A 15,888-nucleotide genomic window follows, 5' to 3' on the forward strand; every position below is an offset into this window, starting at 1 on the left:
TCAGGTGAGGTCTGTCGAAACGGCCCGGCGCTCAGCGCGGTCCGGAAGGGACCATTTCCAGCCCCGGCAGCGCCGGTGCGCCCGGACGAGTCAGCCCGAGCACTTTGAAGAGCGTCCCCATTTCATCGGGATGGGTCAAGCGCCGATGTGCCGAGATATGGCTTTCCAGCGCCTGCCCCTGCATCTTTGCCGCCAGCGCCTGTGCCCGCTCGGTGATCCCAAGCCGCTCCAGAAACACCCCCTGAGGGGTCAGGAGCGAGTGGGTCAGCGGCGCGGCAAAATGGGCGATGCGTTCGAAATCCACATGCGCGGTCAGATCTGCCGCACCCGGAGCTTCAAGTAATCCGACCTTCTGATGGGCCGAAAGCGCCTGCAGCGTATCCCCAAGCGAGCGCCAGTCGCCGTAATCAATCACCAGCGCCACGCCGCCATAGGTGTTGATGCGGGTGGCGATCTCTTCAGTGATCGGGCCAAGGGCCGGGCAGATCTCGACAAGATCACCATCGCGGGTATCGTCCAGCCGATGGTCCAGCATCGCCTGCGGCAAGGGGGCGGTCAGCCCCATGCGCAATGTGCCGTTTTCTTCGCCGACCTGATGCTCGCGCCACATCTTGCCTTCACGGATGAACTGGCGGATCGGCAAGGCGTCGTAAAACTCGTTGGCGACCAGGAACAGGGGCTGATCTGGCAGGGTCTGGGCCACGTCATGGTGGGTGATCGCAGCCGGGGCCAGCCGGTCCCTCTGGGCCTTTCGCAGCACGGGGGAGGCTTCGACCAGATGCAGGTCAAGCGCCGCGTGGAACCCGGGCACAGCCGCCGTGGCGCGCAACATATCCGCCATCAATGTGCCGCGACCGGGGCCAAGCTCGGCAAGGGTAAAGGGGGCAGGGCGCCCCTGATCCATCCAGACCTGCGCCATGAACAATCCCAGCATCTCACCAAACATCTGGCTGATCTCAGGCGCCGTGATGAAATCCCCCGCCTGCCCGAACGGGTCGCGCGTGGCATAGTAGCCGTGGACCGGATGCAGCAGGCAGTCGCCCATGAACTCGGACAGGGTCATCGGCCCGGTCTTGTTGATGCGCCGCAGCAGAAGGTCGGTTAGCGAGGGGGGGATCTGGTGCGCGCTCATGTGCTCTGGTCCCCGGCAGGATTTTCAAGCGGGCGGCGAAATGCCCAGATCAGCGTGGCCGCCCCGATCACGATCATCGGCAGGGTCAGGGCCTGCCCCATGGTGATGCCATACTCCCCCAGCCGGACCACGTGGCCATAGGGGTTGTCGGCCGAGATGAATTGCGCATCCGCCAGCCGGAAGAACTCAACCGTGAACCGCGCCAGCCCATAGCCCAGAAAAAACCCGCCGGCCAGCGCACCGGGGCGTTTCAGCCAGCCGGACCTGAAGGCGAGATGCAAAAGAACGGCGGCCAGCACGGCGCCCTCAAGGGCCGCTTCATAAAGCTGGCTTGGATGCCGGGCGCAGGCCCCGTTGGCGAGGTTGGCACAGGTCTGCGCGGCCTCGCCCGGGAAAATCACCCCCCAGGGCAGGTCGGTCGGACGCCCCCACAGCTCGGCATTGATGAAATTGGCGATGCGCACAAGCCCGATCCCGATCGGGGCCGCAATGGCCAGACAGTCGGCCACCGATGCCACGGGCAACCCGCGCCGGCGCGACCAGAAAAACACCGCGGCAATCACGCCAAGGAACCCGCCATGAAAAGACATCCCCCCTTGCCAGACCTTCAGGATCTCCACCGGGTTCGACAGGTAGTAATCGGGTTGATAAAACAGCACAAAGCCCAGCCGCCCGCCGCCAATAATGCCCAGCACGATCCAGGTGGCCAGATCCTCCAGCTGCGCCCGGTCCATTGGCGGACCAGCCCGCCACAGCGCCGGACGTTTCAGCGCCTGGGCGATGATCCACCATCCAATGGCAATGCCCACCAGATAGCCCATCGCATACCAGCGCAGGGCAAATGAAATCGGACCAAGCTCGATCGTAAAGATCTCGGGCGTCAGGGCGGGGAAGGGGATGGCCATAATCATGGCCGCATTCCTGACTGGCCCGCCCGCGGGTGTCAATGGGGGCACGCCGCCGTCCCTTCAAGACGGTGAAATCCCGCGAGGGCGCATGCATCACCTTGTCTCCGGCGGCGTTTGTCCCCATATAGCGTTTGTCCGCACATGAAGGGCAATTGCCCCCCTGCCGCCCAAGGAGAACCCGATGCAAAGCCGCAACAAGATGTTTGATGACCTGTCGCAAATCATGACCAACGCGCTGGGCGTGGCTCAGGGCGCCAAGGATGAGGCCGAAAGCGCGATGAAATCCTGGATGGACCGCTGGCTGGCGGATCGTGACCTCGTCACCCGCGAAGAGTTTGATGCGGTGCGCGCCATGGCCCAGAAAGCGCGCGAGGAAAACGAGGCGCTCAAGGCCCGGATCGAGGCGCTGGAAAGCAAGTAACACCCAAAGCTCGCCACCTGCCCGCGTCTGGTGCCGTGTTAGCCCCGGTGTCAGTTCCTGTGCCACTCAGGTCGCGCTGCCATTCCCCTCTGGCCCCTCTGGTGGGACCGGCCCCGCTCCCTTTTCCCGGTCGCTTTTTTTTTGTTTCAAATATCTCGGGGTGAGGGTCCGCTCTGAGAGCGGGCACGAGGGGCAGCACCCCTGATTGGCTTCAGAGCACAGGCCACCTCAGACTGGTCACGACAGACGGGCCACCTCACACAGGCCACTTCAGGCCCGATTACTTCAAAATTGGCGGCTTCTCCGGGTCAGAGCCGGGGGCAATGGGTTTCAGCGGTTCAGGCGTCTCCGGTACCGGCAGGTCAAAGCGCAGCCCGTAAGAGACCAGCTTGCGGGCCATCACATCTTCACCGGCAAAAAAACCAACATCCATCTGTCCGGCTTCGATGCCGGAAAAGGTCAGGGCTTCGTTGGCCGCACCGGCCAGCGCATTTTCGGCACCTTCCATTGCGTCAATAAACCCAAGCACATGGCCTTTGCGCCCGTCCGCATAGGTGACCCCCGCCAGACAGGCCATCGCGGCCAGCCCCCCTGCTGACGCAAGCTTTGCGTCCAGCGCCGTGATCAGCGCCTCGGGGGCGGAGGGGGCGTGGATCTCAGCCACACGTGCCTCAATCTCTTCCGGGCCGGATTGCAAGGTGGTGGCCAGCCACTCCATCGCTTCTGCCGGGATCAGGATGGACGAGGGGGCGACGGACAGATTGACCCCAAGCCCGATCCCCTGTCCGGCAAGCATCCCGGCAACCACGCGCCCCGGCAGGGCAGCATAGGGGGAGGGGTGGCCGGTGAAGGCCGAAAGTCGCTCTTCTGTGTCAAAAACAAGTAAATACTTGTCTTTTTCAACTTCAACCACTTCCGGTTCGATCTCCTCATCCTGCCCCGCCACCTCTTTGGCCAGCAAAACGAAAAGCTCTCCATCTGCGAGGCGTTCGTAAAACCGCAGACGCACCGCATCATTTTCCAGATCTGCCTGCATCGCGCCGTGGGCGTGGTCCAATGGGGTTTCGAGGGGGAGGTCGGTGTCGGTCATGTCAGTCGCCTATCTGTCGTCGGGGTGTGCCTCGTTCAGCACGTCTTTGATCCGGGCGCGCAGCGCGGGCAAAAGCTCGGCGTCGAACCACGGGTGCTTCTTCAACCAACCCGTATTGCGCCAGGACGGATGAGGCAAGGGAAAGCAGTGCGGGGCATGGTCGCGCCAGCCCTGAACGCACTCGGTCACGCTGGATTTTCCGCCAAGATAGGCTTTTTGCGCATATCCCCCCACCAGCAGGGTCAGCGGCACCGCACCGAGCGCCTGATCCACCTTTGCCTTCCAGGTTCTGGCACAGATTGCTGGCGGCGGCAGGTCGGCGCCTTTTTGAGAGTAGCCGGGAAAGCAGAACCCCATCGGGGTGATGGCGATGCGGCGCTGATCATAAAAGGCCTCGCGCTCCAGCCCCATCCAATGGCGCAGCCGATCACCGGACGGGTCGTCAAACGGGAGGCCCGACTGATGAACCCGCATTCCGGGGGCCTGGCCGATGATGCGAATGCGCACGCCTGGCTGAAACCAGACCACCGGCCGGGGGGCGTGGTTGGTTTGGGTGGCAGCAAACCGGTCCCGGCAGAGTGTGCAGGCAGATAGCTCGCGGGTCAGAGAGGGGATGTCGGTGGCGGGGTCGGGCATCTTTTGCGGCGGGGTCGTGGAAATTGGGGGCGGAGTGGGAACAGGGTAGGGGGCATTGGCGCCAAGACCAAGGGAGATATGTAAGCGTTTCCATTTCACGCCGTTGCCACGGAACGTGGGGGCGCTTTATTTCGAGACTTGTGAAAATATCTCTTGCGCAAAGACATAATTTCAATATTTCTAAAAATATGAAAATAGATGTCCCCACCCTCTGCCCGCTTTCGCCCCCCATCGCCGCGTCCCAATTTGCGGCTCTGGGCTCAGAACAACGCCTGTCCGTGTTGCGCATTCTGGTCCGTGCAGGGGCGGACGGCCTGACCATCGGCACATTGGGGGAACGGTCCGGCGTGACCGGATCAACCCTGACCCACCATATGAAGATCCTTGCCGCCGCCGGGCTGGTGACACAGGTGAAACAGGGCCGTTCGATCATCTGCGCGGCCGCGGATTATGAGGTGATGCGGGCCCTGTCGCAGTATCTGTTGTCGGAATGCTGCGCAGATTGCGTGGATGAGAAAAGCGAAGATGAGAAGAGGGAAAGTGACTGAGCCATGACAGATATCCCTGCAACGGCCCCGCGCAAGTGGAAACTGGACGGCGCCCTGGTGGCGTCAGCCCTGATCCCTGTCATTCTCTGGTTCATCGCCCCGGATGACATCTGGCCAACCCTCACCTTTGCGTTTGGCGCGCTGGCCCATACGGCCCCCTTCATCCTGTTTGCCATTCTGGCCGTGGCCTACCTGAAAGCCACAAATGCCGAAACGCTTCTGGCGCGGGCTTTTGAGGGGCGAGAGACCCGGATGATTGTGCTGGCCGCCCTGTTCGGCGGGATCTCGCCTTTCTGTTCGTGCGAAGTGATCCCCTTTATCGCCGCCATGCTGGCCGTGGGCGCGCCGCTTTCTGCGGTCATGGCCTTCTGGCTGGCCTCGCCGCTGATGGACCCGGCAATGTTTGCGATTACCGCAGGCACGCTGGGGGTGGAGTTCGCGCTGGCCAAGGGGCTTGCCGCCGTGATGATCGGCTTGATGGGCGGTTTTTCGGTCAAGGCGCTGGCAGGGTCCTTCCTGTTTGCGGACCCGTTGAAAAACGCGCCGGTGAAAAGCTGTTGTTCGTCGGGCTGCGGGGCGGGGGAGGAGGTCTCTCCTCTGTCCGGCGCAATCAACTGGCGTTTCTGGCAAGAGGCGGACCGGCGGGCGATTTTCCGCACCACCGCCGCTGAGAACGCGTTTTTCCTCGGGAAATGGCTGTTGCTGGCCTATCTGATCGAAGCCTTGATGCTGAAATATATCCCCGCAGACTGGGTGGCCCAGGTTCTGGGCGGCGAGGGGATCGGACCAATCCTGCTGGGCGCTTTTGTCGGGGCACCGGCCTATCTCAACGGCTATGCCGCGGTGCCGATGGTTGAGGCGCTGCTGGCGCAGGGTATGAGCCAGGGGGCCGCGATGTCTTTTGTCATCGCAGGTGGCGTCAGCTGTATCCCTGCGGCCGTCGCTGTCTGGGCCCTGGTGAAACCGCGTGTCTTTGTCGCATATTTGGCGCTGGCTGTCGTTGGCGCGGTCCTTGCCGGTCTTGGCTGGAATATGGTTGCCCCGATCTGACACGGGTCCGACTTCCGGGGGCCTTGGGGAGGGCGCCATTGAGAAACGGGCCCCTTTGCATTATTTCGGAAGGATAATGGAAGAAAGCAGGCTGGTTGCCGTCAGGGGCAATCGGTCTGTTTCGATAAAAAACGGGGTAAACCATGTATCGTGTGTGGAATTTCATCACGACCTATTCGGTGCTGCTGATCAGCGGCGCGCTGCTGGCCTTGGTCTGGGCCAATACCAATGCACATTCCTACCATCACTTTGTTGAATACCCTTTGTGGTTCAACAGCTGGGTTGGGGTGGATATTCACCACTGGGAAACGGCTTTTGGCACGGAATATGCCAAGTATTTCCAGTATGGGGATACAGGCAAGGTGGTGACGTTCCACTATCTGGTCAATGACATGCTCATGGCGCTGTTCTTTGCGATTGCAGGGAAAGAGGTGTGGGAGGCGGTGATCCTCAAAAACGGCTCGCTGCGCGGCAAGAAAGCGGCCACGCCGCTGGTGGCCACGGCGGGCGGGATGCTGGGGCCGATTGCGGTCTATCTGGGGATCGCGCTGCTGCTGGGGTCGACCACTTTTGACGCGGTGGCGCGCGGCTGGGCCATTCCCACCGCAACCGATATCGCGTTTTCCTATCTCGTGGGGCGTCTGGTCTTTGGGGCGGGTCACCCGGCCGTGCGTTTCCTGCTGCTGCTGGCGATTGCCGATGATGCGGCGGGGCTGATCATCCTCGCGATTTTCTACCCTTCGGGCGAACTGGCCCCGGAATGGCTGCTTCTGTCCGTGGCGGCATCTGTGCTGGCCTTTGTTGTATTCAACTGGCTGCCGCGCAAGATGGATGTGGGCGACCAGGCGCGACGCCGCTCGACCTGGGTGCGCACGAAACTGGGCTGGCTGCCCTACGCGCTTGCCGGTTGCGTCAGCTGGTACGGGTTTGCGCAGGCGGGCATTCACCCCGCGCTGGGCCTGTTGCCGGTCATTCCTGCCATCCCCCATGCTGACCGCGCCTTCGGGATCTTCTCGGACGCCGAGAAATACCTCAAGGACACGCTCAACCAGATGGAACACGCGATGGCCGGGCCGGTTGAAGTGGTGCTGTTCTTCTTCGGCCTTCTGAATGCCGGGGTCGAGTTCAACGCCATTTCCGAGGCCACCTGGCTGGTGCTTGCCGGGCTGATCATCGGCAAACCGGTGGGGATCTTGCTCTTCGGCTGGCTGGCCGCCTATCCGATGCGGCTGGGCCTGCCTGCGGGAATGCGCACGATGGATCTGGTGGTGGTGGGGTTTGTCTCGGCCATCGGCTTTACCGTCTCGCTGTTCGTGGCCTCCGTCGCCTTCCCGGCAGGGGCGGTGCAGGACGCCGCCAAGATGGGCGCCCTGTTCAGTTTCGGTGCTGTTTTCCTATCATTTGCCGCGGGAAAACTGTTGAGTGTTCAGAAACAACACAGCGAAGAAGAGGCGCATGCGCACTGATTGTTGCGCAATTCGGGGGTAATTCCCTCGGATTTTATGGAAAAAACACCCCAAACCGGAGGGAACTTCGGTTTGGATTTCGTTTTGACATTGTCTTCTGATAGCCCCCTCAGACATAATGTTGCCTAAATGGGGCGCTATAGGTCCTTGTTAACCAAGCGCGTGTTAAAAGCGCAGAAAGCCCGTCATCAATGGGCGGCAGGCAAGTCAGCAGTGATCGGGGCGTGTGCATGCTCGAGTTCGTAAATGTCAGCAAGTCCTTCTGGACCGGGGAAAGGCGCAAGGTGATCCTTGAAAAAGCCTCGTTCCGGGTTGAACTGGGCAATTCGCTCGGCATCCTTGCACGCAATGGCACCGGGAAAACCACGCTGATCAACATGATGTGTGGCTTGGAAAAGCCGGATGAGGGCGACATCATCCGCAATTGCCGTATCTCCTTTCCGCTGGGCTTTATGGGCGGTGTGATCAGCAAGCTTTCCGCAAAGGAAAACGCGCGTTACGTGGCCCAGCTCTATGGGCTGGACCCCGATTATATCGAGGCGTTTACCCGCTGGTTGTGCGGGCTGGAGGAGTATTATGATTTCCCCCTTGGCACCTATTCCTCGGGGATGAAATCGCGGTTTACCTTCTCGCTGCTGCTGGCACTGGATTTCGACATCTACCTGATTGACGAGGGGATGCCGCAGACCACCGATGCCGAGTTCAACCGCAAGGCGGGGGATGTTCTGGCCGAACGGCTGAAAAACTCCACCGTCATCATCGTGTCGCACCAGGCGAAGACGATCGAAAAATTCTGCCGCTCAGCCGCTGTGCTGCGTGATGGTCAGTTCTACATGTTTGATACCTTGGAAGAGGCGAAGCAACTTTATGACTACGAAACCCAAGGCTAAAAAATTCCGCATCCGGCGTGGGGCGTCTTCTTCTGCCCCGAGTTCTGCCCCGAGCGTTTCCCCAAGCCCGACACCGGGCGAAGGGGCTGCGACAGATCACGGACCCGCCGCGCCGCCGCGTCCGTCGCGCCCGGCGCCCGGTGGGCAAACGCCGCGCCAGCTCAACCCGATGGAAGAGGCTGCGCTGGCCGGGCATGAGGACGGATTCCCCACCGGAAAATTTGCCACCGCTGCGCCTTCTGCCAGCCAGTCAGCCCAGAGCTCGGCCCAGAGTGGTGACGTGAGCAGCGCCGCCGAGGTTGCAACGGATGCCGAAATGGCGGCGATCCGCGCTGAGGGCCTGACGGGACGCCAATTGCGCATGGCCCGCCGGGTTGCCCAGAAACACGGCATCAACGCCGTGTCCGATCTGGATGCGGTGCTGCAATTGCGCAAGGCTGGCATTGACCCGTTCAAACGTGCCGCGATGCTGGAACTGGTCGCACCCGAGAAAACCGCCAAAGATGACCAGATCAAACTGCCCCAGACGGTGGACAAGCCCAAAGTGCCGGCGCCTCAGGTCCTGGATGCCGCGGATCGCGCCAAGGCGATCATGGATATCCAGATGGATATCGCAAAGCGCCGCCGCAAAAAGCTCGCGATGCTCCTGGTGCGCCTGTCCTTCTTCGTGTTCCTGCCCACGCTTCTGGCGGGGATCTATTTCTACACCCTTGCCACGCCGATGTATGCCACCAAGTCCGAGTTTATCATTCAGAAATCGGAAGGGGCGGCTGGCAGCGGGCTTGGGGGGCTCTTCTCCGGCTCTGGTCTGGCCACCTCGCAGGATTCAATCACGGTGCAAAGCTATCTCACCTCCCGCGACGCCATGCTGCGCCTGAATGCGGATCTTGGCTTTAAACAGGCGTTCGGCACGGATGAGATCGACGGGTTGCAACGCTTGTCGGAGGATGCCTCCAACGAGCAAGCCTATAAGATCTATAAGAAAAATGTGAAAATCGGCTATGACCCGACCGAGGGGATTATCAAGATGGAGGTGATTGCACCTTCTCCCGCTCTCAGTCAGGAATTTTCGCAGGCCCTGATCAATTATGCCGAAGAACGGGTGGATAACCTGTCCCAGCGGCTGCGCAACGACCAGATGCAGGGCGCACGCGAAACCTATGAAGAGGCGGAACGCGATATGCTTGCCGCCCAGGATACGGTGCTGAAGCTGCAGGAAGAACTGGGCGTGTTTGATGCCACGTCGGATGCGACCGCCCTGATGGGCCAGATCACCGGTTTCGAAACCCAGCTGCAGGAAAAGCGCCTCACCTTACAACAGCTTCTGGACAATTCCCGCCCCAATAAAGCACGGGTTGAAGGCACGCGTGGCGACATCCAGCGGCTGGAGGCGCTGATTGCCGAACTGCGCGCCAAGCTGACGGAAAACGGGGCCGAAGGATCGCTTGCTTCGGTGAATGCACAGCTGCGCATCGCGCAGACCAATCTGGAAACCCGTGTGCTGTTGATGCAGCAATCGCTCCAGCAGCTTGAAACCGCCCGGATCGAGGCGAACAAGCAGACCCGTTATCTGGAACTGGGGGTGCAGCCCGTGGCGCCGGATGAACCGACCTATCCGCGCAAGTTCGAAAATACCTTGCTCTCCTTCCTGGTCTTTGCCGGGATCTATCTGATGATGTCGCTGACCGCGTCGGTTCTGCGCGAACAGGTCTCGGCGTAACATGGCGACTACAGTTGTCACGGCGGGTGGGGTGCAGATTGCCAATGATCTGCCCCTGACCGTGATTGCTGGCCCCTGCCAGCTCGAAGGGCTGGATCACGCGCTTGAGATTGCGCGTGAAATGGCGCGGATCTGTGCTGATTGCGGGGTGGGCTACGTGTTCAAGGCGTCGTTCGACAAGGCCAACCGCACCTCACTGACGTCGCCGCGTGGACCGGGCTTGACCGAGGGGTTGCGCATTTTGGCCGAGGTGAAATCCGCGTTGAACATCCCGGTCCTGACCGACGTGCACGAGGCTGCGCAATGCGCCCGCGTGGCTGAGGTCGCAGATATCCTGCAAATTCCCGCCTTCCTGTGCCGCCAAACCGACCTGCTGGTGGCCGCAGCTCAGACCGGCCGGGTGGTGAATGTGAAAAAGGCGCAGTTTCTGGCGCCTTGGGATATGCAACATGTGACCGCCAAATTGGCCGGGGCGGGAAATGACAAGATCCTGCTGACCGAGCGTGGCACCTCTTTTGGCTATAACACGCTGGTGACAGATATGCGCAGCCTGCCTACAATGGCGCGCCTGGGCTACCCGGTGATCATGGACGCGACACATGCGGTGCAGGCACCCGGGGGGCAGGGCGCGTCCAGCGGGGGTCAGCGTGTGTTTGCGCCGGTTCTGGCGCGTGCAGCGGTGTCGCTGGGGATCGCGGGGGTGTTTATCGAAACCCATCCTGACCCGGACAATGCCCCCTCTGATGGCCCCAACATGATTGCGCTTTCGGACATGCCGGGCGTTGTTTCCGACCTTGCAGCGTTTGATCAGCTGGCGAAATCGCGCCCTCTTCCGGGGGTGTAATCGCAGCCTGAGTGAACGCTTGCCCCTTGGGATAACAGCCGATTGGCGCCCATTCCGAGCAAAGGGATGCCTTGCCTCCGAATGCCCGTTTTCCCCCATTTTTACCGCCCGAAAAGCACGGCATAATTTTTGAAAAAATCTGCGATTTTGGGGTTGCGCCGCAATCGGGCTTTGGATACTTACACGCTCACTGCTGGGGTGTAGCCAAGTGGTAAGGCAACTGTTTTTGGTACAGTGTACCGTAGGTTCGAATCCTACCACCCCAGCCAACTCTCTTTAGATCAGTAGTGTAAGACGGCCAATGGCTATCGAGTGGGCGAAATGCCCCCATGAATGCCCCTGTTCTGAACTGGCTGGCCTCGGGCCTGTCGGGGTTCTCTGAAGCTCTCTGCTCCCTTGCTTAAGCATTCCTCCAAAAGGCCTGCCTTGTGGGGGAGATACTCTATGGGGAGGGGATATCCCTCTATAATAGGTATAAGTAATGGATAAGACAGAGAGAAGAAGAAGATGGATATCCTGGGAGGGAGACCTGATAGAGGGTCTTCTTATAGGACATAGCCCTGTAAGCAGTTGTATCCCTGAGCATAATCGCATTTGGTTCAAGCAAGCGCTACCCGAAGAGGCCTTGTCCATGGCAGAGATCAGCAATCCTAGGTATTCCCGCCCCATAGACGTTCACCGTTGGTCTGATCACCCCGAGGTAAAGGCCTTGGTGGAGGAGATCTGGAGCAACTACCTGCCGTGGCAGATTACTGGGAAACAGGGGGAGAAGAGGCCGGGGCCGAAGCCGAAGACTTCCTTTAAGAACCAGCTTAGGGTGTTGGTTCTGGACCTCTATGTGGCTTGGTTGTGTCTGACGTCAGCGCTTGTGGGACAGATTTGAGGTTTTCGTAACGGAGGATTTCTGGTTCATCGCAGCCATTATGGAGCGAAGATGAACAAGAAATCCGGAACATCGAAGGACGCGGCTGACAAGCTGGTCAAAGGCATCCGCCGCAAGACGCGCAAACAGTATTCAGCCGAAGAGAAGATCAGGATTGTGTTGGCGGGTCTGCGCGGCGAGGAAAGCATTGCCGCGCTGTGTCGCCGGGAAGGCATCAGCGAGAGCCTGTATTACACATGGTCGAAGGAATTCCTAGAAGCGGGCAAGCAGCGTCTGGCCGGTGATACCGCGCGCCAGGCGACCTCGCCTGAGGTCAATGAACTGCGCTCAGAATCAGCGGCGCTCAAGGAGGTCGTTGCTGAACTGACCCTGGAAAACCGTCTGCTCAAAAAAAGCATGATCGGGGATGGGGAGTACGAGGTATGAGGTATCCCGCAACGGAAAAGCTGGAGATCATCCGCACTGTCGAAGCTTCGCATCTGCCTGCCCGTCAGACGCTGGCGATGCTCGGCATACCCACCACAACCTATTATCGTTGGTATGACCGCTGGACCGAAGGTGGGCTTGACGCGCTTGACGATACGGCACCCCATCCTGGGTCTGTGTGGAACCGCCTTCCGGATGAGACCCGGGCGGACATTATCGAGTTCGCGCTCGAGCATGAGGATCTGACGCCCCGGGAGCTGGCGGTGAAATATACCGATGAGAAGCAGTATTTTGTCTCTGAATCATCGGTTTACCGTATCCTGAAGGCGGAGGATCTGATCACGGCACCGGCGCACATCGTGATGAAGGCCGCCAATGAGTTCAAGGATAAGACGACGCGTCCCAACGAACTCTGGCAGACCGACTTCACCTACCTCAAGGTTCTGGGGTGGGGCTGGTTCTATCTCAGCACGATCCTGGACGACTACAGCCGTTACATCATCGCCTGGAAGCTTTGTGCGACGATGAAAGCTGAGGACGTGACCGCCACACTCGACCTGGCACTTGCAGCCTCCGGCTGTGACAGTGCAACCGTGGTCGCCAAGCCCAGGCTGCTCAGTGATAACGGCTCATCTTACATTGCAGGAGATCTGGCGGACTATATCGAACACAAGGGCATGACGCATGTCCGCGGCGCACCTTACCACCCCCAGACTCAGGGCAAAATCGAGCGATGGCATCAGACCATGAAGAACCGCGTTCTGCTGGAGCATTACTTCTTGCCCGGTGACCTCGAACGGCAGATCGACGCATTCGTCGAGTTCTACAACAACCAGCGCTATCACGAGAGCCTGGGCAACCTGACCCCCGCCGATGTCTACTTCGGGCGCGATAAGCAGATCCTGAAACAGCGAGAGGAGATCAAACGAAAAACCATGCTCACCCGGCGCTTGCGCCACCAAACTGAAAACGCATAAACTCAATCAAGGATGAGCCAGAGCCTCCAAAACGAAACGCGCTCAGCTGTCCCAAATTATCTGACGACGGACAGCCTATTCCGCCTTCATCCTGCTGCGCACGCTGATCTACGGGGTGGATACCCCCGGCTATGCCTCGACCCTGATCCTGATCCTGAGTTTCGGCGGCATGAACATGTTCATCCTCGGAATTATCGGGGAATATGTCGGGCGCATCTACGAGGAAGTGCGCCGTCGCCCGCTTTACGTGGTGCGTTCGGTTGTCGACGACACGGAAGGGGCCGGGCGTGGATCGTGATGTTTACCTGCGGATGCAGGAGATCGAGGCGGAGCATTGGTGGTTTGTTGCGCGCCGGAAAATCATAGCAACCGTGCTGGAGCGGCATATCCGCCCCGGACCTGAGGCGCAGATCCTTGAAGCTGGCTGTGGAACCGGCGGGAACCTGTCGTTGCTGCAGGGGTTCGGGGCGCTGGATGCGTTCGAATATGACGAATTTGCGCGCAATATGGCGCAGGCCTCGTCCGGGCTGACCATCCCCTTCGGGGCCCTGCCCAATGAGATCCCCTTTGGGGACAAACATTATGATGTGATTGCGCTTTTCGATGTGCTGGAACATATCGAACTCGATCGCGCCGCGCTTGAGGCGCTGGCCGGAAGGCTGTCGCAAAAGGGCGCGATCTTCCTCACCGTGCCCGCGTTCCAGGCGCTGTGGTCCCGCCATGACGAGGCCCATCATCATTTTCGCCGCTACACGAAATCGACCCTGTTATCCGTTGCGCAGCAGGCCGGGTTGAAGGTCGAATTTCAGTTCTATTTCAACTCATTGCTGTTTCCCGTGGCCCTCGGGTTGCGGGGGGCAAAGGCGTTGACAGGAAGCGATGCGCCGGATGATGCGCTGCCCGGTCCAATGCTGAACCGCGCCCTTCAGGCGGTGTTCGCCACGGAACGCCACCTGGTCGGCCGCCTGCCGATGCCGGTTGACCTGTCGCTCGGCGCTGTTTTAAGGCGCGAGGGGGCGTGATGCGGTCCCGGCTGGTTCCCTTTGTGCTGGTTGGGGGCGCGAGCACGGCCACCCATTTTCTGACCGCGTTGCTGCTGGCCAACCTCACCACGCTTTCCGGGATCTTATCGAATTTCGGCGGGTTCAGCGCGGCGGTCCTGATTTCCTATTTCGGCCATGCCCGTCTGACCTTCCGCACCGAGCTGGACCACCAGTTCCATTTCCCCCGTTTCGTCATTGCCGCCGGATCTGGCCTGATCCTGAGCACGGCCCTGACCTGGATTACCTATGACCAGCTGGGGCGGCCGTTCTGGCAGGCCATGGCACTGGTGGCGGTTACGGTGCCGGTGCTGACCTATCTGCTGCTTGCGGGCTGGGTCTTTGTGCAAAAAACACACCGCGGGCAGGATATGTGGATTGGGGGTCTCATTTCTGCCCTATGTGGTGGGGCGGTGCTGTGGCTGTTTTGGGGGGATCTGCTGAGCCATGACGTGATCTGGTATCTGTTTGCAACGGAGCGCTGGCTTGACGGGGAGGCCTTGTTTACCGATTTGGTCGAGATCAACCCGCCGCTGAACTTCTATTACACAGTGCCAGCCATTTGGCTGTCGCAGGCCAGCGGCCTGTTGCCGGAAAGTGCTCAATACGTCGTGTTTGCTTGGGTGTACACGCTGGTTCTGCTCGTGAGCTGGTGGGTGATTGGCGCAAAACAAACCCTTACACTGCCCCGGCGTATTGTGTTTCAGCTGCTTGTAGCCGTGGCTCTGATCGTGCCAGCTTATGGAAATCTCATCCAGCGTGATCACCTGTTTTTAGTGCTTGTCACGCCGTGGGTGCTGGCGCTTCTGCCCCCCAAAGAGCCAGATAGCAGTGCAAGGATATACTTTCTTTCAGCTTTGGCGGCGCTGGGCATTTGCCTGAAGCCACATTTCCTTGTCTTGCCCATTTTGGTGACCCTGGTGGCACTTCTCCGTGATCGGGACTGGCGATGCATTTTCTCACCCTCCAACCGGGTTATGTTCGTGATTGGGGTGCTCTACGTCCTTTTCGTTGCACTGGTGCATCCGGCCTATTTTTCAAAGATTGTTCCCCACGCCCGTTATACATATGATTCTGTCAGCGCGGGGTCCGGGGTTGTCATAGGTCGCGTGCTGATAGTTGCACTGGTCGGATTGATAGGCTTCGCCGCTGCGAGAATTGGCAACAAAACCTCATCTGCTCCGATGATTTTGCTTGTCGTGACCCTGGCCGGACTGTCGAGCTATCTGTTGCAGTGGACCGGGTTCAGATATCAAATGATCCCTTTTGTTGGGTTCTTGATGCTGGGGTTTTCGTGGTTCATCGTTGATCCCGGAATGCGCCGGTTTCCGTTGGGGATCGTCGTAATTGTTCTGGTAATTCTGGTTCAAACAAACCTTTTGCGCGGAAAATATGCCAACCCGACCGCAGTGGCGCTGGCGGAATGGATCACCGGTGCGAAAAGTGTCAATGTGTTGACCTCTTTTGTTTCTTTCGGGCCGGTCACCGCACATCTGGCGAAAGCTCAATGGGCCAGCAGTTATTCCACCATCTGGCAGGTGCCTGGCGCTGTGAATAAGCTGGAAAAGACGGATTGCTCAATCGAGTGGGAGGCCTGCGCCGCATTGCAGGAGATCCTTGTCCAAACCCGGGATGACGTCATTGATGATCTGATGGCATTTCGACCCGACGCCCTGATCGTGGACAAGAATTCTGGTTATTTCGACACGCCGCATTTTGACTGGATGGCGTTTTTTGCGACCAACCCGGCGTTTGACCAGATCATGACGGGGTACAGGCTTGAGGCGGTGTCGGATCGGTTTGATATCTGGCGATTGAAGTGACGCGCAAGGCGCCTCGGCCCGCGCCGCCGCAGTT

Annotated in this window: 16 protein-coding genes and 1 tRNA gene; 13 read left to right on the forward strand and 4 right to left on the reverse strand. The window is 59.8% G+C overall.

The window, feature by feature from the left end; all coding sequences use genetic code 11:
- Positions 1 to 31: 31 nt before the first annotated feature.
- Entirely contained in the window at positions 32 to 1,132 is a 1,101-nt protein-coding gene (locus XMD517_RS00220; RefSeq protein WP_173485423.1) for a class I SAM-dependent methyltransferase, read from the reverse strand.
- A complete protein-coding gene (gene lgt, locus XMD517_RS00225) occupies positions 1,129 to 2,043 on the reverse strand; it encodes a prolipoprotein diacylglyceryl transferase (protein WP_173485424.1) in 915 nt (304 codons plus the stop codon). Before lgt ends, XMD517_RS00220 begins: the two co-directional genes overlap by 4 nt.
- Before the next feature lie 178 nt (positions 2,044 to 2,221).
- Here lgt and XMD517_RS00230 point away from each other — a divergent pair, with 178 nt between their 5' ends.
- Complete coding sequence (locus XMD517_RS00230) at positions 2,222 to 2,461, forward strand: accessory factor UbiK family protein (RefSeq protein WP_055188747.1); 240 nt, start codon at positions 2,222 to 2,224, stop codon at positions 2,459 to 2,461.
- Between the two features lie 280 nt (positions 2,462 to 2,741).
- Here the strand turns inward: XMD517_RS00230 and XMD517_RS00235 are convergent, their stop codons facing one another.
- Both XMD517_RS00235 and XMD517_RS00240 read right to left on the reverse strand, forming a co-directional pair.
- Positions 2,742 to 3,551, reverse strand: a complete 810-nt coding sequence (locus XMD517_RS00235) for an SseB family protein (RefSeq protein WP_173485425.1) — start codon at positions 3,549 to 3,551, stop codon at positions 2,742 to 2,744.
- Between the two features lie 9 nt (positions 3,552 to 3,560).
- Entirely contained in the window at positions 3,561 to 4,187 is a 627-nt protein-coding gene (locus XMD517_RS00240; RefSeq protein ID WP_173485426.1) for a uracil-DNA glycosylase family protein, read from the reverse strand.
- A 188-nt stretch (positions 4,188 to 4,375) separates the two neighbouring features.
- On the opposite strand from XMD517_RS00240, the gene XMD517_RS00245 reads away from it, so the two are divergent.
- The 12 genes from XMD517_RS00245 to XMD517_RS00295 all read left to right on the forward strand — a co-directional run bounded on the left by XMD517_RS00245 (position 4,376) and on the right by XMD517_RS00295 (position 15,854).
- Complete coding sequence (locus tag XMD517_RS00245; RefSeq protein WP_173485427.1) at positions 4,376 to 4,735, forward strand: helix-turn-helix transcriptional regulator; 360 nt, start codon at positions 4,376 to 4,378, stop codon at positions 4,733 to 4,735.
- A 3-nt stretch (positions 4,736 to 4,738) separates the two neighbouring features.
- Positions 4,739 to 5,785 (forward strand): permease, encoded by a 1,047-nt coding sequence (locus XMD517_RS00250; protein WP_173485428.1) that lies wholly within the window; start codon positions 4,739 to 4,741, stop codon positions 5,783 to 5,785.
- Positions 5,786 to 5,928: 143 nt separating this feature from the next.
- Entirely contained in the window at positions 5,929 to 7,251 is a 1,323-nt protein-coding gene (locus XMD517_RS00255) for a Na+/H+ antiporter NhaA (protein WP_173485429.1), read from the forward strand.
- Between the two features lie 230 nt (positions 7,252 to 7,481).
- A complete protein-coding gene (locus XMD517_RS00260) occupies positions 7,482 to 8,141 on the forward strand; it encodes an ABC transporter ATP-binding protein (protein ID WP_173485430.1) in 660 nt (219 codons plus the stop codon).
- Positions 8,119 to 9,861: a capsule biosynthesis protein gene (locus tag XMD517_RS00265; protein ID WP_173485431.1), complete on the forward strand. Its 1,743-nt coding sequence runs from the start codon at positions 8,119 to 8,121 to the stop codon at positions 9,859 to 9,861. The genes XMD517_RS00260 and XMD517_RS00265 overlap by 23 nt, the downstream gene beginning before the upstream one ends.
- A gap of 1 nt (position 9,862) precedes the next feature.
- The gene (gene kdsA / locus XMD517_RS00270; protein ID WP_173485432.1) at positions 9,863 to 10,705 is read left to right on the forward strand and encodes a 3-deoxy-8-phosphooctulonate synthase; all 843 of its coding nucleotides are present in this window, start codon (positions 9,863 to 9,865) and stop codon (positions 10,703 to 10,705) included.
- A gap of 194 nt (positions 10,706 to 10,899) precedes the next feature.
- Positions 10,900 to 10,974: transfer RNA gene (locus XMD517_RS00275), tRNA-Gln, on the forward strand.
- A gap of 212 nt (positions 10,975 to 11,186) precedes the next feature.
- On the forward strand, positions 11,187 to 11,588 hold the full coding sequence (locus XMD517_RS15610; protein ID WP_217360555.1) for a hypothetical protein: 402 nt from the start codon (positions 11,187 to 11,189) through the stop codon (positions 11,586 to 11,588).
- Between the two features lie 51 nt (positions 11,589 to 11,639).
- Positions 11,640 to 12,991, forward strand: a protein-coding gene (locus XMD517_RS00280) for an IS3 family transposase (protein ID WP_371734363.1) whose coding sequence is annotated in 2 segments (ribosomal slippage) — positions 11,640 to 11,975 and positions 11,978 to 12,991 — 1,350 coding nt in all. Because the reading frame shifts where the segments join, the coding sequence is not laid out codon by codon here.
- Positions 12,992 to 13,106: 115 nt separating this feature from the next.
- Complete coding sequence (locus XMD517_RS00285; protein WP_173488221.1) at positions 13,107 to 13,289, forward strand: hypothetical protein; 183 nt, start codon at positions 13,107 to 13,109, stop codon at positions 13,287 to 13,289.
- Complete coding sequence (locus XMD517_RS00290) at positions 13,279 to 14,013, forward strand: class I SAM-dependent methyltransferase (RefSeq protein WP_217360419.1); 735 nt, start codon at positions 13,279 to 13,281, stop codon at positions 14,011 to 14,013. Before XMD517_RS00285 ends, XMD517_RS00290 begins: the two co-directional genes overlap by 11 nt.
- Complete coding sequence (locus XMD517_RS00295) at positions 14,013 to 15,854, forward strand: GtrA family protein (protein WP_173485434.1); 1,842 nt, start codon at positions 14,013 to 14,015, stop codon at positions 15,852 to 15,854. The genes XMD517_RS00290 and XMD517_RS00295 overlap by 1 nt, the downstream gene beginning before the upstream one ends.
- Positions 15,855 to 15,888: the final 34 nt, after the last annotated feature.

The sequence above is a fragment of the Aliiroseovarius sp. xm-d-517 genome (assembly GCF_013283135.1).
GTDB classification, from domain to species: Bacteria; Pseudomonadota; Alphaproteobacteria; order Rhodobacterales; family Rhodobacteraceae; genus Aliiroseovarius; species Aliiroseovarius crassostreae.